Raw genomic sequence first — 24,149 nt, 5'->3', positions numbered from 1 at the left:
TATTTAACCTCAAATAGTTTTATTTTGTGTTTCTGCGCACAGCAACATGCCAAAAAATCAGATAAAAATCAATTTAAAAAACTTTCCGAACGGGCACCTCGTGACCGATCTTATGACCAGGCCCTGACCATCAAGCCTGATGAAAAGTAAGGGTTGGTCCTATACACAACGTGTCTATCGAAGCTTAGGTTCCCGATTTTAGGCTGCGCAACATATAGGGTGGACCCTTACAATTTAAAAATTAAGGATTATACTTTATTAAATTCCAAATATATTGATAAAATAAACGAGTGACTTTAAGTATAAACAAAAAGAATCGTGAAAAAAAATGATAGATAAGCTTTTGCCTCTGGATCTGACCCCTGCAACAGAAATCAGCCAGCGGATACAAACCCTGAAAGAGAAGATGGCCCAGGCCGGTGTGGACGGTGTATTTCTGACCCACAGACCGGATTATTACTACTTCAGCGGTTCAGCCCAGGATGCCTGGCTATACGTGACCCTCGAACATGAGCCCATTTTATTCGTAAAAAAATACCTTCCCAGAGCGGTTGCCGAAAGTCCGTTGACCCAGATTATCCAGGTTTTTTCAGTCACGGAAATCCCCCAGATTATCCAGGACAGCCACGGTGGTTTTGCCAAAACCATGGGCATCGCCTTTGACCTTGTCCCGGTCAGGGATTTCAGGTTTTATCAGTCTTTGTTTTTTGGCTGTACCTGGCAGGATGCCTCGCCCCTGATCATCTCCTGCAGGGCAATAAAGTCAGAATATGAAATCGGCATCATGCAGGATGTGGCAAAAATATCCAGCCGGGTATTTGACTTTATAGCCGAAAACCTTGAACCCGGCATCCGGGAAACAGATCTGGCCGGACGCATTGAGGCCTTTGCCAGGACCCAGGGGCACTCGGGCCGCCTACAGGTACGCCATTACAGATCCGTCGGGTTTACCTTCCACATCATGGGCGGTGCAAGCGGGGGGCAGTCAGGTGCACTGGATTCTCCGGTATGCGGCACCGGTATGTACACCGCCTTCCCCTTTGGTGCCGGCACCCGGGTGATTGAAAAAAATGACCCCGTACTCATTGATTTCGGCACCATGGCATTTGGCTATCACATGGATGAATCCCGGATGTTTGTGACCGGAAAAATGGACCGCCGGGCCGATGGTGCAAGCCGGGCAGCCATTGACATTCTTTTCCATGTCAAGGAAGCCATGAAACCCGGTGTTGCCATGAAGACGATCTTTCAGATCGCCGTGACCATGGCGGACAGGTTTGGATATGGGGAACAATTCCTAGGCTTTCCCGGATTAAAATCCAAATTTATAGGACATGGCATTGGTCTCGAACTGGTCGAAGACCCCATTATTTCAAAGGGTCGGAGTACACTGCTTGAACCGGGAATGGTGTTTGCCGTGGAGCCGAAATTTATTTTTAAGGACCGGTTCGCCGCAGGCATAGAAAGCGTGATCCAGATAACGGAAACCGGCAGCCGTTTTCTGAGCACAATACCCAACAAGGTATTCATGGTTTAAGAAACGAAGTTGAAAAAGATGTAAAACAGCTTTGCCGGGAACAGCAAAGCAAGGCGGTATTCAGGGCTGTTCTTGATTTAGTGCTGATTTGCAATTTAAAATTTTCAAGGTCGTATTTTTAAAAAAGTCGGCAACCTCCTTAATAAGCTCCGGATCGTCCAGTGAATTTTTCACAATACCGAAGCCCTCTGACAGGGCAAAAATTTTGGCGGAAGCTCTTTTTTTATTTTCTACACTGGCTAGCCCGGTCTCTTCCCAGCCCGCGATCTCTTCAATCCCGAATTCAATGAATTTAAGCATCATGTCCCGGATTCTTTCCCTGATGTTCTCATCCCGGAATCCCATGGCATAGCAGGACCAGAACACAGCATCCCGCTGGGGCCAGGTGCCGCTGGCGTCAAAAAGAATTCCCAGAAGGGTCTCCATGCGTTCCTTGGAGCTGGTGAGCGCCTCCAACTCCTTGAGGTAATTGTTCATGGAAGTTTCATAAAGGAAATCTACCATTTCCATGATCAGGCCTTCCTTGCTCTTAAAATAATGAATAAGCAGACCTGAATTGACGCCCATTCGCTTTGCGATTTTACCGATGGTCATACCCTTGAAGCCTTCTTCTTCCACAACCTTGTAGGTATGCCTCAGTATTTCAGGTTTTCTGATATGAGATATGCTTTTTCTTCCCATAAATTATTCTGCCTGTTTTTATTGTTTATATGCTAATCAATTTATAATATATAAGGGTACTGCTTTTTTTTGTCAATTTTTATTGCAGAAGCCTCCTCTTTTATGTTTTATCAACACAAGCGTCATTTTTTTTAGATACACAAATTCGTCAACAGGAACAAAACAAGCTATGAAAATATTAGTGACAAACGACGACGGATACCAGGCCCCGGGCATTCGGGCCTTATTCAATGCATTAAAATCAGACCATGAGGTGACCCTGGCAGCCCCGGACAGGGAGAAAAGCGCCGTGGGTCATGGCATCACCCTGCACACGCCGCTGAAACACCAGAAAGTGCGCCTGGGACACAACGACTTTGGGCATGCGGTTGCCGGCAACCCGGCCGACTGTGTAAAACTGGCCCTGTTTGATATCTGTGACCAGACACCGGACCTTGTAATTTCAGGAATCAATGCCGGGTCCAACACCGGATTAAACATCAACTACTCCGGTACCGTAGGCGCGGCCCGGGAAGCGGCCATCAACGGAATTCGCGCCATTGCCGTATCCATCCAGTACGGTGATGAGATGGACTTTCACGGCATGGCAAGCTATACAGCTTCCATTCTGGAGAAAGCCATGGCCCTGAATCTTCCTCCGGGGATTTTCCTGAACATCAATGCTCCGGCCGTTTCATTTGACCGGATCGCCGGCACAAAGGTAACCTCCCAGGCAGATAACAACCTGATTAATGTATTTGACCGCCGCCGAAATCCCAGGGACCTGACATATTACTGGTACGCCGGCATGGCGCCGAATGAGCCATGTGAAGGGTCAGATGACAGTGCATTGCTTAAAAATTTTATATCCATCACACCGCTGCAGTGCAACATGACTGCCCATGCAGCCATGGATCTGGTTGCAAAGGCTGATTTTTAAATGACAATACCAGATAAACATTCGGCCAAGGCGTCCGAATTTCAAGCATCCGAACGTCAAGCATCTGAATTTCAAACATCCAGGGTCACCACCATTGCATTTGCCCATTTTGTCCATGATATTTACACAAGCTTCCTGGCACCCCTGCTACCCCTGATCATTGAAAAGCTTTCCATCACCCTGAGCCAGGCAGGTCTTTTATCCACGGTGATGCAGATCCCATCCCTGGCCAACCCGTTCATTGGTCTGTTTGCAGACAACAAAGGGCTTGCCCGGTGGCTGGTGATTCTGGCCCCGACCCTGACCGCCATTCCCATGAGCCTCATCGGCATTGCCCCGTCCTATGGCATGCTGCTGATCCTGGTCTTTGTGGCCGGCATCTCGGTATCCCTGTTCCATGTCCCTGCCCCGGTGACGGTGGCAAGGTATTCGGGCAAATTCAAAGGCCGGGGCATGAGTTTTTTCATGACCGGCGGAGAGTTTGCAAGAACAATGGGGCCCATCCTTGCCGTTGCGGCGGTATCTTACCTGGGGCTGGCCCGGTTCCATTTTGTCCTGGCCCTGGCCCTGGCCACCTCCGTGCTGTTGTTCATAATCCTGGAACCCTCACAGGAAGCGGTAAAAGCAAAGCGTCGGGGATCTTTAACCCAGTCCTACAAAGAGATCCGGCATGTACTCAATCCCCTGGCGGGCATTCTTTCAGCCCGGGCCATGATGCACGGGTCCATGGGCATGTTTTTAACGGTGTATGTCGAACAGGCCACAGGTTCGTTGTGGCTGGGGGGCACGGCACTGACCCTGTATGAGGCCACAGGCGTTGCAGGCATCCTGTCCGCAGGTATCCTGTCCGACCGTCTGGGGCGAAGGAGAGTGCTGTTCTGGGCCTTGGCCGTAGCCCCTGTGACCATCTTATTGTTTGCCCTAACCACGGGGGTAATCCAGATACTTTCACTTTTGATAACAGGGTTCACCGTATTGTCAACCACCCCTGTGATGCTGGCTCTGATCCAGGAGAATGCCAAGGAAAGTCCCGCAGCCGCCAATGGGCTTTTCATGATGCTCTCCTTTGCCGTAAGATCCATAGCTGTTGTGGCGGCAGGGGCCATTGCAGACGCATTCGGCCTGAACATGATGTTTATCATATCCGCCCTGGCAGGTTTTACGGCAATCCCCTTTCTGATTAAATTAAAAAAATGAGGTGCATATCATGTTAAAAACAAATAAAGATAAAGTGGTTGAACTGTTCCTGGCCTGCAAACCCGGCATGCCCCGGGCAGGAGCCGGCTGGAAAGTGGACCATAAAGGAAATCCCTTTCTGCTGCCCGGCATCGGCGGCATCACCCTCAATGTTCAGGTTGGGGACCCGGCATTCGGACTTGCCGGCGACCATATCGAACCCGGGGTATCCTGCACGGCCAATATGGAAAACCCCAATGATTTTCCCAACAACACCCTCCAGCTTTTCTCGTGCGTGGGCAACCAGGCTAAAATCATTTCCGGAGAAGCCCAGGGAGAAACCGGTGTGGTCATCGGCCACCACGGGGGCTCCGAACATGTGATTGTGGAATTCCCCCGCAAAATCAAAGAAAAAATGAGCTATGAGGACAAAATCCTGATCCGGGCCAAAGGCCAGGGCCTGGCCCTGACCGACTATCCTGAAATTAAACTGTTCAACCTGGACCCCGGCCTGCTGGAAAAAATGAATATTGTTGAAACCGATGCAGGTATCCTCCAGGTGGCCGTGACCACCATTGTACCTGCGCCCTGCATGGGATCAGGTGTTGGACGTGCCCATGTGGGGGCAGGTGATTATGATATCATGACTTCAGATCCCGAGACCGTAAAAAAATACAACCTGGATAAAATCCGATTCGGGGATTTTGTGGCCCTGATGGACCATGACAACGCCTATGGCAGGGCCTATGTCCAGGGCGCGGTCACCATCGGCATTGTGGTCCACTCCGACTGTCTGCTGGCCGGTCATGGACCCGGGGTATCCACGCTTTTAACCTGTGCAACCCCCCAGATTGAACCTAAAATTGATCCGTCTGCCAACATCGCCGATCTTCTGGGGATCGGCAGTGCGGCCGGCGGATACGAATAGCGATTAAGGCTGTAATCAGCATATACCTGGTCTGGGGCCTGGGAACGCTTGGATTCCAGGCACTGGACCGGATATTGCCTGAAACGGCCCGGGCCGGATTTGATTATATTATCATTGTGGGGCTCATTGCTTGTCTGGCCTGGATGACCCGGATTTATCAAACACGAATTGAACCGGCCATCGGTACGGACACGGTCCGGCGTCTGTCCTGGATGGGGGCTTTGACACTGATCTTGGTAATTCTTTACCTGCCCGTCCAGGCAGGTCTGAAAAGCAATTTCATTACGGTCCTGTCCACGGCGACCCTGGTGCTTTTCGCCTGTGTGGCAGGCCACTGGCTGGCCATCCCGCTAAAGCGCCCCGCTGAGTTTATTCCCATTGGATTTGCCGTGGCCCTGTCCGACATGTTCAGTGTCTTTATGGGCCCCACCCGCAAGTTTGCAGAAAATATTTCCGGATATTACCGGGAAGGCATGACAGGCCCGGTGCCTGTGGTGGATTTTTTCCTGGTCAAAATGCCCATGCCCGGCAATGATTATTTTTTGCCTGTGTTCGGCATCACCGACTGGGTCGTGGTAGCCTTATTGTCGGCAGGCGCGCGGCGATTCGGCATAAGCGACAATATATTCAGCCTTGCCGGATCAAAACAGGCGAAAAACACGTCCCGGGTATTTTTCCCCGTGGCAGGTATCGGTCTGGTTCTCTCCATTATGGCGGCAAGATCGATGAACCTGTACCTGCCCGCCCTGCCTTTTATTGTCATTGTTTTTCTGAGCGCCATGGCAGCAAAATATCCGGCAGTCCGAAAACTTGGGGCAGAGGAGATCCGGGCCATGGTTTTTATAAGCTCCCTGATAGGTGTGCTCATGGCCGTGTTTGCTTTTATGAAAAAGTGACAAGCCCGTCTAAGAGGTAAAAAAAATCGGTGTGTTTCCTGCACCGTCAAGGTTCCAGAGGGCTCCCGCCACAGGAACGATCTAAAAATCTGGTTGCCTTCATTGAAAATGACATTGTATAACAGCCATGGGCTGAAGTGACATATCAACTGCCAGGCATAGCCCACAACAAAGCTTGAAAGATCTGAGTAACTTACCCAGGCTTTCTTATAACGGCCATGTCTTGACGGACACAACAAACAATAAAAGATGTGAGTATTGAGTATTGAGAAAACAGCTTGTTTTAAATCTCACTACTCAATACTCATAACTTTATTATAAAAGAAATTAAAAGCAATTTTATCATCTCCACCTGCACTTGAGTATAAAGAAAAATCAAAAACAGTATTGAATCAATTATTATTAACTTTTGAAAGAAGTTTAATCCTTAGTGATCTATGGGCAAACAGAAAAATAAAAACAGATATCTATTTAGTATCAGGAACCGAATTTTTATTTTTGCGGTATTGATTACGGCCATACCGTCCCTGTCAATGGGGCTTTTACTCCAGAACATGCTGCAAACCACGCTGGAGGAAAAGGTTAAGCAAAAGTTTGCAGACTCTGCACAGATCATGGAACGGGAAATTTCCCTATGGCTGAAAAAGCGGGTTTATGATCTAACCGTGTTTTCCAATGCGTCAATTGTATCGGAAACCGTTACGGCTTATCTTAACACGCCTGAAAAAAAGGCGGATGACAATAAAAAACGGCGCCAACATATCAAAATACTTGAAACCTATCTCAGTACACTGCAGCATCAATTTAAAAATTATGTCCGGATTTTTGTTCTTTCCAAGACCGGCTCTGTTATCGCCGCCTCTGAAAGCGGCGGCCGGGCGCGGCCGTTTCCCTTTCCCAATGATTGCATCGAACAGATTTCAGACAAACAATGGTTCAAGGGAAACGCCTATATTGATTCAAGGGACAAGTCGCCCCTTATCCTGATCGGTGTTCCCTTTTTTCTGGATCAACTTTATGAATACGAAACATTGCTGGCGATTGAAGTCAGACTCACGGGATTACTGCCTTTATTGGATCCGGCGAAGTTTCGAGACTCCGGAGACTGGACCTATGAAGCCCTTGTGGATATAAAAACAGGTCGGCAATTTCTGTTCGGCAGGGGGGCCAAAAAAGTGCTCAATGAAATCTCTCTGGCACCGTCTGATGACAGCCAAAAGCTTCGTGAATATGTCAACGGCAGGGGTGAACGCTTAATGGGGCTGGTCGTCCCGTTTCGAGAACTTGAATGGGGACTTTTTATTACCGAGAATTATGAAAAGGCTTTCTCCGGACTGATCAACGCCCGTCATCGAAATATTATTATTCTCTGCTGTTTTACTGTTCTGATGGGTATTGTGGCTTATCTGCTGAGCAGGCAGATCATGGTGCCGCTGTCGGTTTTAACCAGAGGGGCTGAACGGGTGGCCGAAGGTGATCTGGATGTCCGGCTTCCAGTATACCGCAACGATGAAATTGGGTTTGCAACAACCGTTTTCAATGAAATGGTGGCCAAACTCAAGCTCAGCCAGACAAAACTGGAGCAACTGGCGACAATTGATCCTCTGACGGGTTTGAATAACAGAAAACAGGTGATGAGTATCCTGCGTGATCACTACAAATATTATCGCCGGTATAAAACAGGATTTTCCGTATTAATGATTGACGTGGATCATTTTAAAGATGTTAATGATACATACGGACACCAGGCCGGAGACACGGTATTAAAACAGGTGGCGGAACTCTTTGATGAAAATCTGCGTAATGTCGACTCTGCCGGTCGGTACGGCGGAGAGGAGTTTCTCGTGATCCTTGCAGAGTCCGGAATGGATGAATCCATCCAGGCGGCAGAACGTATCCGAAAAGCCGTTGCAAGCCATAAATTTATTCATGAAGATCAGGAAATCCAAGTCCACATTTCCGTTGGTATCGGCAGAATCCAGAAACAGGACGGGGATGAGCAAAAAGTCGTCAAGCGAGCTGATATGGCGCTCTACCGTGCCAAGAATGAGGGACGAAACCGGGTTGTTTACCAGGCTGATGACGACCAACAAAGGGACGCGGCAGAGGCGGGAAAATATCTGAGCCCTTAATAAAGAAGGGAGAGATGGATCCAGCCGGTCTCGTCAGTCTCTGCCAATTTGACTTTCACCCAATCCTGTTTATGGCCGACAACAGTAACACTGCGTCCTTCTTGAAGTACTTTTTTGACACCCGCCTTAATAGACGGGCCTTTCCGGAGATTCCCGGCTGTAAACAATTTCATCTGCAAGGGCGTTAGAAAAAATATTTCCTTTTCCGGCATATCAGCGGTGCTGCTGTCTTCACCTATATCAATGCTTTTTGCCTGCGCCATCGCTTCTCTGGACAAGTAGGCCGCATTTTCATAGTTTCCATTTGCCAGTTCCTGTTTACTCTCTTTAAGGTTTTCTAATGCTCTTTCCCGAACAATTTTCTGGGACTTATTCAAGGGTTTTTGTTCCACAGTGCTGATGACGGCCGTCGCCTCGGCAATAAGGGTGGCCGCTTCCAGTTTGCTGCCCCGGGTCGCCAGCTCAGCCTTGCTTTGCGAGAGTTCTTTGATCAATTTTTCGTTCGCCTGCCGGCAGGTATCGGTTTCTTTATGCCTTGTGAGCAATCTTTGCTGTAATTTTTTTGAAAGCCGTTTCTGCTCAGCCAACTTGCAGGTCAGCTCCGCATTTTCTTTCTCTATTTGACGAATCCGCGAATCATCGACAACCGTATTTTCTTTCTCTATATTTTCTTTCTCTAATTGACGACTCCGCGGATCATCGACCACCGCTACGGGCTTTTCCACTGTACAGGATGAAAAAAAAAGCAGCACCAACAGGCCGGCGGCCACTCTTGTAATGTATTGGAACGGCATGACCTTACCACCAGCGCTGAGTGTCTTTTGAATCATATGCTTATTGTGATTCCGTAATTTGATATAGATTAAACTGCTCAATACATTGAATTGTCAGGTATCATAGGACAAGAGATTGCTTCTTATCAACAAACGTACAAAAATCCCTGAGAAGTAAAAAACAACAATCACGTTCGAATTGAAACAAAGCGGCAACAAAAATTAAAAAGCACTTATGGGTTTTCCGTAAGTGCTTAATCTTTTTATGGTTGGCACGAGCGGACTTGAACCGCTGACTTCTACCGTGTCGAGGTAGCACTCTACCAACTGAGTTACGCGCCATTAAACATATATGACTTTTAACAGACCCTTGAAATTATGTCAAGAATATTGACGCTATTCCTGCAGTCTTTCCTGAACATTTTCCTGGCCGGTCGTTTTGGCTGATCCCTGGGAAAAGGTGTCCGGCTGCGGGACAATAACTTTTGGATCATCTTGGGAGGGCTCGGAGGCCGGGTTGTTTTTTGGGGAAGCCACAAATCTTATCTTAACCGCATCATCCAAGACCATTGACACCTCAACACCGAATTCTTCAAAGGTTCTCAGCATCACGGCATTGGCAAACTGCGCTGGCGTTCCTTGGTAGGTGACCTCCATAATGGCATGGGAAGATCCAAGCTCCCGTGGCGAAATATCTTCAATCTCCCGGATGTCTTTGAGCTGACGTTTCAGGGCAATAAATCGAGTCAGAAAATTATCCCCTTCCACATAAAGATCAAAGGTTTTTCCCTCTTTCATGTTCTGGGCCCAAAACCCTTCAATTTTTTCCCTCAAGGCCTGCCCGGCGCTCTCTGATGCCTGGGCAAGTGCCTGGTCTGCGCCCCGGGTATCTGTGCTTTTGGCTGCGGCCGTGGAGGTTTCATGGATCACCTCTTTCCGGGAAGCCGTATCCAGCACCGTAAAAGCAACACCTGCCTCAAAGGTTTTTTCATTGCCCATTCGATTAGCGGACTCCCGGGCTGATGCCAGGCCAAGGACAACCATATCGGCCTTAAGGGCCTGCCCCAGGGCCATGGCAGCAGTCTGATCACCCATGGCAGAAAATACGATATTATAAGCAGCGGGGTCGGGATAATTGTTTCCGGCCACCACCAAAGGGATACGAGCCTGCTCAAATACGACTTTCAGGCTTTTTTCCGCAACGGAGGCTGCGGGGTTACCTTCCGGCTGCCACCACCAGCACCGGGGTTGCGTATCTTCAGGCCCCTGTTCTGCAATGAGCAAAAGAACCTTTGGGTTGTTTTGAACCTGGTTGAATACTCCGGCATCACGCAAACGTTTTTCCATTAGTTCCAGGCTTATCTTTGATTCTACGCCCACAAGATATGCCCCATTGTGAGCCATGCCGTTGATGACCCGGTAAGTGGAGACAAAATCCATGGTATGGGCAAGAAGCCGGTCATAAAGAACGTCAAGATTTTCGCCCAATTTCTGCTCGGAAACCACAGAGACGAATGCAATTTGAACAGCCTTTTCCAGGGCATCTCTCACTGCGGCCTTTTGAGCATCTGAAGTATCCTGGCCGTTTATTTTATGCTGTCCGATGGTGATATGGAGACTATCCTCCCGGGCAGCCATTACCCCGGGCAGGGGAAAACAAAAAACAGCAACGACAAATGAGACCAATAAAAATCGTAATTGAAGGACCATGATCATACCTTTCTGAGGATGGAATAATCCGCAATCAGCTCCAGCAAATATTTTGAGGGGGATTGAGGAAAAATATCCAGAGCCGCCCTGGCTGACTGCACATGGGCAAGGGCGCGCTTGTTTATATATTCAATGCCGCCCAGACGAATCAGACGCGTTTTAAGACTTTCAAATTCTTCCTGATCAAACTGCGGCCGGGCCATGGCGGCCAGGATCCATTCGCGTTCCAGGGCATCGGCCTTTTCAAGGCTGTAAATCAGGGGCAACGTCAGCTTGCCTTCGCGCATATCTGCCCCGGGGTTTTTGCCCAGCTGGTCGGCTGTGGCGGTATAGTCCAGCAGGTCGTCGGCCATCTGAAAGGCCATGCCCAGGTGCCAGCCATAATTTTTAAGGGCGGTTTCCTGATTTTCATCCACTCCGGCCACAATGGCACCCGTTCGACAGGCCCCCTGGATCAGAACGGCTGTCTTGCATTCTATAATTTCATTGTACTCCTCTTCTGAGAGGTCCGGATTGCCCTTTTTTTCCATCTGGAGGATTTCGCCCTGGGACATATCGGCTGTAATTTGAGCGATCACTTCAATGACCCGGGGTGATTTTGTTTTTGCGGCAATCACAAGCGCTGTGGCCAGAAGAAAATCGCCTGTGAGCACCACGGTTGCCGCATCCCACAGGGTGTGGGCGCATGGTTTACCCCGGCGTGTATCAGAGCCGTCCACCACATCATCATGGAGCAGGGTGGCGGCATGAAGATACTCAAAAATGGTGGAAAACTCGATTTCCTGTCCGGTCTGAAACCCGCACATGCGGGCCGCATGAATCATAAGCAGGGGCCGCAGCCGTTTGCCGCCGGCAAACAGCAGATGACCTGCCACCTGCCTGACCAAATCCAGATTAGGGGTCAAATTCGCTTCAAGGGCCTGCTCCACCAGCAAAAGGTCAGGGCCTGCCAGTGCAAGAATCTCTTTTTTTATATTTTTTTTCACACCATCTCCCCGGCAATATCATATTCAAATGCATCGGTTATTTTTACCTGAACCAGACTACCTGTGTCCAGTCCATCTGAATAAATAAATGTCACCCCGTCCACTTCCGGGGCCTGGAACGGGGTTCTGCCGATGTATACCCCGTCTTCTGGATTTTCTTCCACAAGAACCGGATACACACGGCCCACATGCCGGGCATTGCGTTTTTCGGAAATCTTGGCCTGGGCTGCCATAATGGTGTCGTGCCGCAATTCCGCCACATCTTCAGGGATATGACCGCTTAACTTGTGGGCGGGCAGATCTTGGGAGTCTGAATAGGTGAAAACACCCAGAAAATCAAATTCGACCTCCTGTATAAACGCCAAAAGGTCCTTGAACTGCTGATCTGTTTCTCCGGGAAATCCGACAATTATGGTGGTCCTTAACGCGGCGTCCGGATCGAGGCGACGGATATCGGAAAAAAGCCGGATAAGATCCTGCCCGGTATAGGGTCGGCCCATGCGTTTTAGGACCTCATCATGGGCATGCTGGATGGGCACATCATAGTATGAACAGATGTTGGCATGGCGTTGCACTGCTTCAATGACCCGTTCATCAAGGGTATGCGGATGGGTATATAGGAATCGAAGCCAGGCGGACGGATCTTTTTGAGCCATCTTTTTTGAAGTTTTTTCAAGAACCGTATGAAAGGCCGGGCCAGCCAGATCCAGGCCGTAATCGGTAGTGTTTTCCGCTGTGAGAATGATCTCCTTAACCCCCTTATCCAGAAGGGCAGAAGCCTCCCTGCAGATCAGCTCTATAGGCCGGGAACGCTGGCGTCCCCGCAGCGTGGGAATAATGCAATAGGTACAGTGGCGGCTGCATCCTTCGGACACTTTGATGTAAGCGATTTTTTCATTAAGAAGCTCCCGGGCCTGCACAGGGGTGTCTACCTGCCGGGCGTCGGGCTCCGGAAACAGGGTAAACGGCATCTTGTCGGTATTTTCCACGGCTTTTACGATATGGTCACAGGCTGCGGTGCCTAAAAAAGCATCCACCTCCGGCAGACTGTCCAAAAGATCCGGGTCATCCTTATATCGCTGAACAAGACAGCCGGTGACGACCAGCCGCCGGCACGAACCGGTGGTTTTAAATTCCGCCATCTCCAAAATAACATCAACCGCCTCCTGGGAAGCGGTTGAAATAAACCCGCAGGTATTAACAATAATGGCGTCAGCCTGGGCCGGATCGGTTATCATCTGATGGCCGGCGGCGACCAACCGGCCAAGCATAATCTCACTGTCCACCTGGTTTCTGGAACAACCCAGGCTTTCAAGATAAATTTTCATATAGATTTTGCCATGAGATCTCCTACAAGGGCGGAAAATCGTGACGGATTATCAAGCTTGCCGCCTTCGGAAATCACGGCAATATCATAAAGCAGATCACAATAGTCCGTAAGCACCGGATTGGTCGTATCGGATTCAAATACGGACTTGATCTTTTCCATAACCGGATGATTGACATTGACCTCCAAAGCGCGTTTCTGATCCGGGGCTTTCTGACCCGAGGCTTTCAGAATTTTCTGCATGTAAGCGCTCATGGCCCACTCGTCGCCTGCCAGACAGGAGATAGAGTTCTTGAGCCGTTTGGAGACCACCACATCCTTGACCTTGCTTTCCAGCTTGCCTTTAAGAAAAGAGAGCAGTGCTGAATACTCGTTTTTCTTTTCGTCATCCACCTTCTCCAGGTCAAGATCGCCTTTTTCAGCGCTTTTCAGTTTCTTCTCCTTGTATTCGGGCAGGGACTGGGTCACCCATTCATCAATGGGGTCCACCATGAGAAGGACTTCGTAGTCCTTTGCCTTGAGCGCCTCAAGCAAAGGGGAATTGAGAAGGGAGGCCAGATTTTCACCTGTGATATAGTAAATCTCTTTCTGGTCCTCTTTCATATTCTCAATGTACTGGTCAAGGGTTACATATTTATCGCCGGACTTGGTGGTTTTGTAACGCAGCAACGATGCCAGCCGTTCCTTGTTGTCATAATCCGTGGGGATACCGGCCTTAAGTGCCTGGCCGAACTCCTCGTAGAATTGAATATATTTTTCATCTTCCATGCCTTCAAGCACGGAAAAAATCTGTTTAACCAGGTTCTTGCGGATATTTCTGACTAGGCGGTCTTCCTGCAGAATCTCTCGGCTGACATTAAGATTCAAATCCGGAGCATCGACAACGCCCTGGACAAATCCCAAGTACTCGGGCAAAAGCTCCTTGCAGTCATCCATGATGAACACCCGTTTGCAGTAAAGCTGCATGCCGTGTTTACGTTCCGCCCGGAACAGATCAAAGGGGGCCTTGGAGGGAAGATACATAAGCACATCATATTCGGTCACCCCTTCAAACTTTTTGTGAATAATTTCACAGGGGTCATCCCAGTTATGGGAAATGTGCTTATAAAACTCCTTGTGTTCATCCTCGGTAACATCGTCCTTGGATTTGGCCCAGATGGCTTTCATGGAGTTCAAGGTCTCGTCTTTTTTGACTTTCCGATATGTCTCCCCGATGGGCTTGCCGTCTTTATCCCTGATGATCTCATTTTCAGGAATAGGCTCGCTGGTCTCCACGTTCATGATGATGGGATAGGTGACAAAATCGGAATGCTTTTTAACAATGTGGCGGATGGTGTACTCTTCGGTGAAATCCTGCTCTCCCTCTTCCGGATCTTTGAGGAATAAGGTAATCTGCGTACCCCGTTTTTCCTTGTCAATCTCTTCAAGGGTATATTCGCCCTTGCCGTCGGATTCCCACCGTACACCCTTTTCCTGGCCCGGGGCTTTGGTGTCCAGACGCACCTTGTCTGCCACGATAAACGCAGAATAAAAGCCCACGCCAAACTGGCCAATGAGTTCCGGGGAGAGGCCTGTTTCATTTTTTGATTTTTCCAGGGCTTCCATAAAGGCGGCGGTGCCGGATTGGGCGATGGTGCCGATATTGTCATTGACCTCGTCAAAGGTCATGCCGATACCGTTATCCGTAATGGTGAAGGTCTTGGCTTCCTTATCCGCAGCCAGGCGGATATGGTAATCATTGTCATCTGAAAACAGATCCGGTTCTGTCTGTGCCTTGAACCTGGCCTTGTCAATGGCATCCGAGGCGTTTGAAATCAACTCCCGGATAAAAATCTCCTGATTGGAATAAAGAGAGTGGATAATCAGATGCAAAAGCTGCTGGACTTCGGTTTTAAATTGTCTGGTTTTTTTTTCTGCCATTATATCTCCTAAGGACTTAACAGTTTAACAATTAAAATTAAATTTTTAATAATAATTGTCGCAAAAAACCAATTGTCAAGATAACGGGTTAAAATTCAAAAAGCCCCGGTTTGACAAGGGCAGATTAAGATTGTAAATTTGACTAATGGACATTGTTTAAAAGGATAGTTCATGAACACCTCCTCATATATTGAAAAAATTCATTCCGCCATTTCCTCGGCCGCCCACCCGCCGCCCCCGGATCCTGCGCTGTTTAAGCCCACAACCGTAATGGCGCTCTTTCTTTTCAGCCGGGAACCTGCCCTGCTGTTTATCCGGAAAGCGGACCGGGAGGGATATGTCTGGCGCAACCAGATGGCTTTTCCCGGCGGACACGTGGACAAAACAGACGCTTCGGCCAGGCAGGCGGCCTTTCGTGAACTTTACGAAGAAACAGGCATTGTTTCTGATAATGTGCAGTATATCGGATCGCTGGGCCATTTTCAGACCGTGAAAAACCGGGACATCCAGGCATTTACAGGTGTCTGGAACCGGAAAGATGACCTCGTTTTTGATACCGAAGAAATTTCAATGGTGCTTGAAATTCCGTTTGAAACGCTCTGGCAGACCCACCGTGAAAAAGGCTATGCCGGTCACAACCCCGGTGTTATGGAGCTGACCTATCCATATAAGGATGTGGTAATATGGGGGGTTACGGCCAAAATTGTTCATCATCTTTTAGAGGTGGTCGGAGACATATCAGGATAATTTACTCGTTGTTGCTCCTGATATTCAACCGTACATAAACTTTAATAACCAGAAAACCGGAAAGTCCGGTCAGCATCAACGGAAACCATATATGGCGGACAAGCTTAGGGTCGTCACCGGCCACGATCACCCCACTCACGGCAAAACAAAAAACCAGAACCATGGAGCAAATCAGCACCCAACAGGCGAAATTAGAATCATACCAGGGCGTTATGGTTTTTCTAAAAAACGGATTCTGGTCAAGCTGCATGGCACCCTTATTTTATTCGTGTTAAAAACACAACATATAGTATTTTCTTCTTGACACTCAACTATATATTGCGTTAGATTTGGTTTGCAGACCGGGTCTCCCCGACTGCATTCTCATCAGAGTATGCGAATATCAATCAGATTTCAAGAGGTAGTCAGATGTTTGAACAAATCAAAAAAAGAGACGGACGGGTAGCTGCGTTTGATTCTTCTAAAATAACAAATGCTTTGATCAAAGCGGGTGAAGCGACCAAAGAATTCAACGGCAGGGATGCCAAAAAAATGACCATGCGGGTACTGACCCTTGCCCGGGAACTTCAACTGGGTCCCATTCCCGAGGTGGAGGAGATCCAGGATATTGTGGAGCGGGTACTGCTGGATTCCCCATTTTATAAAACAGCCAAAGCATACATTATCTACCGGGAGCAGCACAACCAGATCCGGAAAATCGCCATCAATGAGAATGTCGGGCTCATGGAATCTTACATCAGCCGCATGGACTGGAAGGTCCGGGAAAACTCAAACATGAGTTACTCCCTCCAGGGACTGAACAACTATATCTCATCGGATATCACCGCCGAATACTGGCTCAATAAAATCTATCCCCCGGCCATCCGGGATGCCCATTATAGCGGAGATATCCATATCCATGATTTAAGCCTTCTGTCCGTATACTGTGTGGGGTGGGATCTGCAGGACCTGCTCCTTGAAGGATTCAAAGGCGTGGCCGGCAAGGTGGAATCCTCCCCGCCCAAACATTTCAGAAGCGCCCTGGGCCAGGTCGTCAACTTTTTCTATACCTTGCAGGGAGAAGCGGCAGGGGCCCAGGCCATGTCCAATTTCGATACCTTGCTGGCCCCCTTTGTCCGGTATGACGACCTTGAATACAAAGAGGTCAAACAGGCGTTGCAGGAATTTGTTTTCAATATCAATATTCCCACCCGGGTAGGCTTTCAGACGCCTTTCACCAATATCACCATGGATCTGAAAGTGCCTGCCATGCTCAAGGACACCCCTGTCATTATTGGCGGAAAATACCAGAAAGAGACCTATGCCGCATTCCAGGATGAGATGGACATGATCAATTCCGCCTTTGCAGAAGTGATGATGGACGGCGATGCCAAGGGCCGGGTATTCACATTTCCGATTCCCACCTACAACATTACTGCAGATTTTAACTGGGCCAATCCCAAATTGAAAAACATCTGGAAAATGACGGGCAAATACGGAATCCCCTATTTTTCCAACTTTGTCAATTCCGACATGGACCCCGAAGATGCGCGCTCCATGTGCTGCCGGCTCCGGCTGGACAACCGGGAGCTGCGCAAGCGTGGCGGTGGACTTTTCGGTGCAAATCCGCTGACCGGTTCCATCGGGGTTGTCACCTTGAATCTGCCGAGGATCGGGCTCCTTGCCCAGGATGAAGCTGATTTTTTCAGCCGCATGGATAAACTGATTGACATCAGCGCAAAATCATTGGGCATCAAACGCAAAATTCTTGAAAAGTTCACCGAAGGCGATCTGTACCCCTATTCAAAATTCTATTTGAGAAAAATTAAGGAAAATACAGGCGTTTACTGGCGCAATCACTTTTCCACCATCGGCGTTCTCGGCATGAACGAAGCCTGCCTGAATTTCCTGGGCACGGACTACGGCATTGCCACACCCCGGGGACAGGCCTTTGCCATCAAGGCCATGGATCATATCCGAAGCAAAATCGAAAGCCTGCAGGAAAGTACCGGTGAAATATTCAACCTGGAAGCAACCCCTGCCGAAGGCACCACCTACCGGTTTGCCAAACTGGATAAAAAGAAATTCAAACACATTATATGTGCCAATGAAGAGGAGTTCAAAAACGGCTCAGACCCCTTCTACACCAACTCCACTCACCTGCCGGTAAACTATACGGACGACTTGTTTGAGGCACTGGAACTTCAGGACGAACTGCAGACCAAATACACCGGCGGTACGGTTCAGCACCTGTTCCTGGGTGAGGAGGTCTCAGACATTGAGGCGGTCAAACACATGGTATCCAAAGTGTCCAACACCTTCCGTCTACCCTACTTCACCCTGACACCTACCTTCAGTGTCTGCCCCTCCCACGGCTATATCTCAGGGGAACATGCCAAATGCGAAATCTGCAATGCCGATACGGAAATATACTCCAGGGTGGTGGGTTATCTGCGACCGGTAAGCCAGTGGAACAACGGCAAGCAGACGGAATTTAACATGCGCAAGACCTATACCGCCCAGAAGACGGCGGCAAAGATGGCATCATAACCGTTCGGAAAGGGTTGCCCATGGATATTGGCGGATTTCAAAAAAACTCCCTGATTGATTTTCCGGGAACCATAGCCTGTGTACTGTTTACCCGGGGGTGTAACTTCACCTGCCCCTATTGTCATAATCCGGAGCTTGCTGCCCGAACTGCCGGTCCCTGCGGGAGCGGCAGTTCGGGTTTGAATCAATTAAACTTGAACCGATCCGAGAGTACGGATCAAAAAAAAATTTTTGAATTTCTCGATAAACGCAAAGGCATGATTGAAGGGATTGTTATTACCGGCGGAGAACCCACCCTTCAAGCGGACCTGACGGATTTTATCCAAACGGTCAGACAGATGGGATATAAAGTCAAGCTGGATACCAACGGCACGGCCCCCAGGATCATAGACGCGCTTTTTGACCTGGGGCTTTTGGATTATCTGGCCATGGATATTAAAACAGATATAGACCACTATCCCATGGTAATGAAAAACCCCGGACACCTGGATCGGGTCATGGAAAGTATTTCACTGATCATGGCAAAAGCGCCGGCCTATGAATTCAGGACCACTTGCGCAAAGCCGTTTGTCACGCCTGATATCATGAAAAATATCGGCAGGATGATCCGGGGGGCAGCATCCTATGTACTCCAGCCCTGCTCCCGCAACGTGAATTTGCTGGATCCGAATTTTGCCGCCGTGGATGATCATTTTCTAAACGCCGATGATATGGCGGCATTGAAGAGCGCCGTTTTACCTTTTGTGGAAAATACCAGGATACGATAGAACACAAGATATGGAGGTTTCAGGTATGAAAAAAATCACCCTTATATATTTCAGCCCCACCAAAACAACCGAAACGGTTCTTAGGGCCATAACCCAGGGTCTTGCCCGGAGTCTGGAAATCAGTGGGTCCGAAATAACCGCCGTCAATTTCACCCGTCCGGAGAGTCGAAGCACCGTGCTTGCGCCCTTTGATCACAATGATATCGTGCTCCTTGGAGCGCCGGTGTATGCCGGCCGCGTACCCGCGGATGCCGCGAATTTTTTTAAAAACCTGACGGCTTCCAACACCCCGGCCATACTCACCGTGGTATACGGTAACAGGGAATATGATGACGCTTTGCTGGAACTTAAGGATATCGCGTCGGTATGCGGATTTATCCCGGTTTCCGGGGCGGCCTTTATCGGCGAACACTCTTTTGCAAGCACAGATATTCCCATTGCCATGAACCGGCCGGATGAAAACGACCTGAAACAGGCCGAAGACTTTGGCAACAATACCGGAAAGCTGCTAAAAAAGACCAAGGATTTAAAGAAAATTGCAGCCTTAAAGGTACCGGGAACTTTTCCGTACAAAGAGGGCATGGGCAAGGGTGCCCCGGACTTCATTGAGGTGACGGATGCATGCACAAACTGCGGGACCTGTGCCACGGTTTGTCCGTCAAAAGCCATTGATCCGGAAAACGGGTTTGCCACCATTGCGGCAGACTGTATTCTATGCTGCGCCTGCATCAAGGCATGTCCGGAACAGGCACGGTTGATGAAGGACGGCCCCATCAAAGATAAGGCCAGGTGGCTGAACGAAACCTGTTCAACCCCCAAACCGGCCCAGGTCTTTTTTGCCGCAGAACCCTGAATTTTTTATCTGCCGCCACCATCCTGAACAGGCCCGTAACGCAGAGTATCAAGGCGTACCGTCGCTGCCATTTCTCTTGATAACTCAGACAGTTTATTATAGACTTAGCGGGTTTAACAGATGATAAAAAAAGGATTCTAAATGAAATTTTCCTTCAATAAAAAGGATATCCTGGAAGTTCTGGCAAAAATTCAGGGTATAACCGGCAGAAAAACAAATTTAAAAATCACCTCAGATATTTTGATCAAGGCGGTTGAATCAAAGATAACTATAACGGCCAATGACCTTGAAACGGTTTTCACCGGCACCTATGAGGCGCAAGTCGACACCCCGGGGCTTCTGTCTATCAACTCAAAAAAATTCTTTGAAATCATCAGAGAATATCCCAATGAAAATATCAGCATCAATGAGGTTGAAAACCGGTGGGTTGAAATAGGATCCGGGGACAGTGTTTACCATATTGTCTCCTCGGATTATGAAAACTTTCCTGAAACCCCTGTGATTGAAAACGTCAACTTCATACAAATTGCAGCCAAAGACCTGAAAAAGATGGTGGCCGTATCTTCTGTGGTGGGATACCTGAGCGATGAAAAAAGGACCTATGTCCTGGGTTCCCTGATTGAAAAAGCCGTGGTCGACGGAGAGGAAGTGCTGCGGATCGTTTCAACGGATTCAAGAAGGCTTCACTGTTTTGATGCGCCGTTTACCGGAGATCTTGATCTGGGAAGTTCCCGGGTAATCATCCCCAAAAAAGGGCTGGTCGAACTTGGAAAATTCATTGATTCTGACATTGAAACCATCAACGTAGGCGCCAAGGACAATCATTTCGTGTCCCAGCGGGCCAATGAATCCATCATGATCAAACTACTCGAAGGTGACTATCCGGACTACAGGCTTGTCATGAATTTCGAGGAGATGATTCCCATTGAAGTTGACCGGGCAATGTTTCTAACACTGATGAAACGGGTATCCATCCTTACCTCGGAAGATTATAAAAGCGTTATATTCAACTTCACGGAAAATAACCTGACCGTTACCATCACAAACCCTGAGATCGGCGAGTCAAAAGAACAGCTCATGGTTGGTTTTTCAGGAGAAGAGATCAAAAGCGCATTTAACCCGAGGTACTTCATGGACGCCCTCAATCTGTTCGAAGACGAAATTGTGACATTGAACATCAAAGACAGCAAAAGCCCCTGCATCGTTAAAAGCATGAAAAACAATAACCTTATCTGCGTAATAATGTCCATACATATATCATGAATAAAAACCAAGGAAGTAAAGATTACGGCGCAGGCGCCATCAAAGTTTTAGAAGGCCTTGAAGCTGTCCGGAAAAGACCGTCCATGTACATCGGCAACGTGGATCTCGAAGGCCTGCACCATCTGGTATATGAGGTGGTGGACAATTGTATTGATGAGGCCATGGCAGGATATTGTGATACGGTTCTTGTCACCATCCACGAAGATATGTCGGTGAGCGTGGAGGACAACGGCCGGGGTATCCCGGTTGAAATACACGAAACCGAACACATACCGGCCTGCGAGGTGGTCATGACCAAACTGCATGCCGGCGGAAAATTTGATAAAGGTGCCTATAAAGTTTCCGGCGGCCTTCACGGTGTCGGTATCTCCGTTGTCAATGCCTTGTCCGAACGTCTGATCATGGAGGTGTTCAAAAACGGCAAAATATACAACCAGACCTATTCCAAAGGGCACAAACGCACTGAACTTGAAGTCATAGGCGATACGGAAAAACAGGGAACCAGGATCACGTTTTCCCCGGATTTCACCATTATGAACCAAAATGAGTTCAGCTATGACACCTTGTCCCGGCGTATGCGGGAACTGGCTTTTTTGAACAAAGGGATCAAAATCGTCATAGAAGACGAGCGATCCGCCCAGAAGGATGAGTTTTATTATGAAGGCGGAATCGTCTCCTTTGTGGAATATCTGAACCGGTCCTGTACGCCCTTGCACGATCCCATCCACATTGAAGGGGATAAAAACGATGTCCAGATAGAGGTGGCCATCCAGTACAATGACACCTTTAAGGAGAAACTGTACTCTTTTGCCAACAATATCAGGACCATTGAGGGCGGAGCCCATGTATCCGGGTTTAAAGGTGCCCTGACCCGTACGGTGAATGCCTATATCTCAGGCAACGCCACTCTGCCCAAAAACATGCAGAGCATCAAGATCAGCGGGGATGACATGAGAGAGGGGTTGGCCGTCATCATCTCGGTCAAGCTTATGGAGCCCCAGTTTGAAGGCCAGACCAAAACAAAACTGGGCAACAATGAGGTCAAGGGCATTGTTGAATCGCTGCTCAATGAAAAACTGGGCCAGTTCCTGGAAGAAAATCCCAATGTAGCCAAAAAGATCATCGCCAAGGGTGTGGATGCGGCACGGGCCAGGGATGCGGCCAAACGGGCCAGGGAGCTTGCCCATAAAAAGGGAACATTGCTTGACTCCACATTGCCCGGCAAACTTGCCGAATGCCAGTTTGCCGATCCTGCAGAGCGTGAACTCTTCCTTGTGGAGGGCGACTCTGCAGGCGGCTCTGCCAAACAGGGCCGGGACCGCAGATTCCAGGCCATCCTTCCGTTGAAAGGTAAAATCCTGAATGTGGAAAAGGCCCGGTTCGACAAAATTCTCAGAAGTGACGAGATAAAAAATATCATTACGGTTCTGGGCACAGGCGCGGGCAGGGAAGAGTACAACATAGAAAAAATCCGCTATCATAAGGTAGTTATCATGACGGATGCGGACGTGGACGGCTCCCATATCCGGACCCTGCTTCTCACCTTTTTTTACCGCCAGATGCCGGATCTGATATCAAAGGGCTATCTGTATATTGCCCAGCCCCCGCTTTTCAGGGTGGGATCAAGGAAAACCGGCGTATACCTGAAAAATGAAAATGAATACGCCGATTACCTGATCCGCAGAATTTCATCCCAGAAACAGATCGTGATCAACGACCAGGACACGCCCCTGACCGAAGATGAATTCTATGCATTTTTGCTGAACATGACAGACTACTACAACAGCATGAACCAGCTCCACAAACGCGACTTTGATACGGATCTTCTGTTTACCCTGATCACGGAAGGGGTCAGTTCAAAACGCTTCCTGGAAGAAAAAAGCAACCTTGAGGCCCTCTCCATGACCTTGAAGGACAAAGGATATACGCCCCGGGATATCGAATTTGACGAGGAACGAAATATCTATGAAATGGATATTCTGGATAACGCAGGACAGACAAAGCTGCTGCGTGTGGGAAGGGAAATCCTTGGCACTAACGACTACCAGAAAATGCGCCAGGCTTATGAAAAAATACAAGGCCTGAACCGTCCGCCCTTTTCCCTTTCCTCGAAGGCGGCTGATGCAAAAACAGTAAATATCCTTGAAGATTTACAGGGTCTGTACGAATTTCTGATGGCCGAAGCCAAAAAGGGGATCAATATACAGCGCTACAAAGGTCTGGGTGAGATGAATGCAGACCAGTTGTGGGAAACAACCATGAATCCGGAAAAACGGATTATGCTCAGGGTGGATATTGAAGATGCGGAAAAAGCAGACGAGATATTTACCCTGCTCATGGGAGAAGAGGTGGAACCCCGGCGCAATTTTATCCAGAAGCATGCGCTGGAAGTCTCTTCCTTAGATTATTAAATAGTGAAGGAGAGTTGAATATGGCAGGTTTAAACAAAGTCATCCTCATCGGTAATTTGGGAAAAGACCCTGAAATCAGGTATACCCAGCAGGGACTGGCAGTGGTAAATTTTTCACTGGCCACCACTGAAACCTGGACCGACAAAAACACGGGGGAGCGCCAGGATAAAACAGAATGGCACAGGATTGTGGTATTCGGCAAACAGGCTGAAACCTGTGAAAAATACCTGTCCAAGGGAAAACAGGTTTATATTGAAGGGCGGCTGCAGACCCGAAACTGGGAAAAAGATGGCCAGACACACTACACCACGGAAATTGTCGTTTCAAACTTTATGTTTCTAGGCAGCAGGGATGGCGGCGGCCAGTCCGGTCCAGGGGAATCAGATTACCAGAGAGGCGGATATCAGAATCAACCGAATTCCGGCGGTCGTGGTGGATATACCCCAAACCGACCTGCGCCCAATTCAGATAATTTCCAGGGACCTGCCCAGCCCGGCACGCCAGAGGGGTATGACCAATCCGTTCCGGACGATGATATTCCGTTTTAACGATTTTTATCATATTGAGAACGCGTCCCGCCGGTACTTACTCTAA

Annotated in this window: 20 protein-coding genes and 1 tRNA gene; 13 read left to right on the top strand and 8 right to left on the bottom strand. The window is 48.7% G+C overall.

The features are described from left to right. The first annotated feature begins 328 nt into the window (after window positions 1–328). Window positions 329–1,537: a M24 family metallopeptidase gene (locus tag DESPODRAFT_RS02145; protein WP_004071032.1), complete on the top strand. Its 1,209-nt coding sequence runs from the start codon at window positions 329–331 to the stop codon at window positions 1,535–1,537. Between the two features lie 60 nt (window positions 1,538–1,597). Here DESPODRAFT_RS02145 and DESPODRAFT_RS02140 read toward each other — a convergent pair whose 3' ends face one another. Next, window positions 1,598–2,218, bottom strand: coding sequence for a TetR/AcrR family transcriptional regulator (locus DESPODRAFT_RS02140; RefSeq protein WP_004071030.1), 621 nt, complete (start codon window positions 2,216–2,218; stop codon window positions 1,598–1,600). A 169-nt stretch (window positions 2,219–2,387) separates the two neighbouring features. On the opposite strand from DESPODRAFT_RS02140, the gene surE reads away from it, so the two are divergent. From surE to DESPODRAFT_RS02115, 5 genes are all read left to right on the top strand, one after another. Continuing rightward, a complete protein-coding gene (gene surE, locus DESPODRAFT_RS02135; RefSeq protein ID WP_004071028.1) occupies window positions 2,388–3,137 on the top strand; it encodes a 5'/3'-nucleotidase SurE in 750 nt (249 codons plus the stop codon). Further along, window positions 3,138–4,334, top strand: coding sequence for an MFS transporter (locus DESPODRAFT_RS02130; protein ID WP_004071026.1), 1,197 nt, complete (start codon window positions 3,138–3,140; stop codon window positions 4,332–4,334). Window positions 4,335–4,344: 10 nt separating this feature from the next. Further along, window positions 4,345–5,241 carry a DUF4438 domain-containing protein gene (locus tag DESPODRAFT_RS02125; RefSeq protein WP_004071024.1) on the top strand — a complete coding sequence of 299 codons (897 nt, stop codon included), beginning with the start codon at window positions 4,345–4,347 and terminating at the stop codon, window positions 5,239–5,241. Window positions 5,242–5,315: 74 nt separating this feature from the next. Further along, complete coding sequence (locus DESPODRAFT_RS02120; protein ID WP_004071022.1) at window positions 5,316–6,137, top strand: hypothetical protein; 822 nt, start codon at window positions 5,316–5,318, stop codon at window positions 6,135–6,137. A gap of 554 nt (window positions 6,138–6,691) precedes the next feature. Next, window positions 6,692–8,269, top strand: coding sequence for a diguanylate cyclase (locus tag DESPODRAFT_RS02115; protein WP_245531994.1), 1,578 nt, complete (start codon window positions 6,692–6,694; stop codon window positions 8,267–8,269). Here DESPODRAFT_RS02115 and DESPODRAFT_RS02110 read toward each other — a convergent pair. From DESPODRAFT_RS02110 to htpG, 6 genes are all read right to left on the bottom strand, one after another. Continuing rightward, a complete protein-coding gene (locus tag DESPODRAFT_RS02110) occupies window positions 8,266–9,099 on the bottom strand; it encodes an SH3 domain-containing protein (RefSeq protein ID WP_004071018.1) in 834 nt (277 codons plus the stop codon). The two genes, DESPODRAFT_RS02115 and DESPODRAFT_RS02110, sit on opposite strands and share 4 nt — an antisense overlap. A 209-nt stretch (window positions 9,100–9,308) precedes the next feature. Next, window positions 9,309–9,384 (bottom strand) — tRNA-Val (locus DESPODRAFT_RS02105). Window positions 9,385–9,438: 54 nt separating this feature from the next. After that, window positions 9,439–10,752 carry a hypothetical protein gene (locus DESPODRAFT_RS02100; protein WP_157488391.1) on the bottom strand — a complete coding sequence of 438 codons (1,314 nt, stop codon included), beginning with the start codon at window positions 10,750–10,752 and terminating at the stop codon, window positions 9,439–9,441. Between the two features lie 2 nt (window positions 10,753–10,754). Then, window positions 10,755–11,738: a polyprenyl synthetase family protein gene (locus DESPODRAFT_RS02095; RefSeq protein WP_004071014.1), complete on the bottom strand. Its 984-nt coding sequence runs from the start codon at window positions 11,736–11,738 to the stop codon at window positions 10,755–10,757. Continuing rightward, window positions 11,735–13,066, bottom strand: coding sequence for a 30S ribosomal protein S12 methylthiotransferase RimO (gene rimO / locus DESPODRAFT_RS02090; RefSeq protein ID WP_004071013.1), 1,332 nt, complete (start codon window positions 13,064–13,066; stop codon window positions 11,735–11,737). The genes DESPODRAFT_RS02095 and rimO overlap by 4 nt, the downstream gene beginning before the upstream one ends. Continuing rightward, window positions 13,063–14,985 carry a molecular chaperone HtpG gene (gene htpG, locus DESPODRAFT_RS02085; protein ID WP_004071011.1) on the bottom strand — a complete coding sequence of 641 codons (1,923 nt, stop codon included), beginning with the start codon at window positions 14,983–14,985 and terminating at the stop codon, window positions 13,063–13,065. Before htpG ends, rimO begins: the two co-directional genes overlap by 4 nt. 171 nt (window positions 14,986–15,156) lie before the next feature. Between htpG and DESPODRAFT_RS02080 the strand changes: the two genes are divergently transcribed. After that, on the top strand, window positions 15,157–15,732 hold the full coding sequence (locus tag DESPODRAFT_RS02080) for an NUDIX hydrolase (RefSeq protein WP_004071008.1): 576 nt from the start codon (window positions 15,157–15,159) through the stop codon (window positions 15,730–15,732). A 1-nt stretch (window position 15,733) separates the two neighbouring features. Here the strand turns inward: DESPODRAFT_RS02080 and DESPODRAFT_RS02075 are convergent, their stop codons facing one another. Next, the gene (locus DESPODRAFT_RS02075; RefSeq protein ID WP_004071006.1) at window positions 15,734–15,982 is read right to left on the bottom strand and encodes a hypothetical protein; all 249 of its coding nucleotides are present in this window, start codon (window positions 15,980–15,982) and stop codon (window positions 15,734–15,736) included. A gap of 158 nt (window positions 15,983–16,140) precedes the next feature. On the opposite strand from DESPODRAFT_RS02075, the gene DESPODRAFT_RS02070 reads away from it, so the two are divergent. The 6 genes from DESPODRAFT_RS02070 to DESPODRAFT_RS02045 all read left to right on the top strand — a co-directional run bounded on the left by DESPODRAFT_RS02070 (window position 16,141) and on the right by DESPODRAFT_RS02045 (window position 24,103). Next, window positions 16,141–18,261, top strand: coding sequence for a ribonucleoside triphosphate reductase (locus tag DESPODRAFT_RS02070; RefSeq protein WP_004071004.1), 2,121 nt, complete (start codon window positions 16,141–16,143; stop codon window positions 18,259–18,261). 20 nt (window positions 18,262–18,281) lie between these two features. Beyond that, on the top strand, window positions 18,282–19,028 hold the full coding sequence (locus tag DESPODRAFT_RS02065) for an anaerobic ribonucleoside-triphosphate reductase activating protein (protein ID WP_004071002.1): 747 nt from the start codon (window positions 18,282–18,284) through the stop codon (window positions 19,026–19,028). Window positions 19,029–19,053: 25 nt separating this feature from the next. Beyond that, window positions 19,054–19,881, top strand: a complete 828-nt coding sequence (locus DESPODRAFT_RS02060; protein WP_004071000.1) for an EFR1 family ferrodoxin — start codon at window positions 19,054–19,056, stop codon at window positions 19,879–19,881. 141 nt (window positions 19,882–20,022) lie between these two features. Beyond that, entirely contained in the window at window positions 20,023–21,144 is a 1,122-nt protein-coding gene (dnaN, locus tag DESPODRAFT_RS02055; RefSeq protein WP_004070998.1) for a DNA polymerase III subunit beta, read from the top strand. Continuing rightward, the gene (gene gyrB, locus DESPODRAFT_RS02050) at window positions 21,141–23,555 is read left to right on the top strand and encodes a DNA topoisomerase (ATP-hydrolyzing) subunit B (protein ID WP_004070996.1); all 2,415 of its coding nucleotides are present in this window, start codon (window positions 21,141–21,143) and stop codon (window positions 23,553–23,555) included. The genes dnaN and gyrB overlap by 4 nt, the downstream gene beginning before the upstream one ends. Before the next feature lie 20 nt (window positions 23,556–23,575). After that, window positions 23,576–24,103, top strand: a complete 528-nt coding sequence (locus DESPODRAFT_RS02045; RefSeq protein WP_004070994.1) for a single-stranded DNA-binding protein — start codon at window positions 23,576–23,578, stop codon at window positions 24,101–24,103. Window positions 24,104–24,149: the final 46 nt, after the last annotated feature.

Origin of the sequence: Desulfobacter postgatei 2ac9, assembly GCF_000233695.2 — a bacterium.
In the GTDB taxonomy this organism is placed as follows: domain Bacteria; phylum Desulfobacterota; class Desulfobacteria; order Desulfobacterales; family Desulfobacteraceae; genus Desulfobacter; species Desulfobacter postgatei.
The sequence above is the reverse complement of the archived record's forward strand: the minus strand, read 5'-3'. Positions and strand labels throughout refer to the sequence as shown.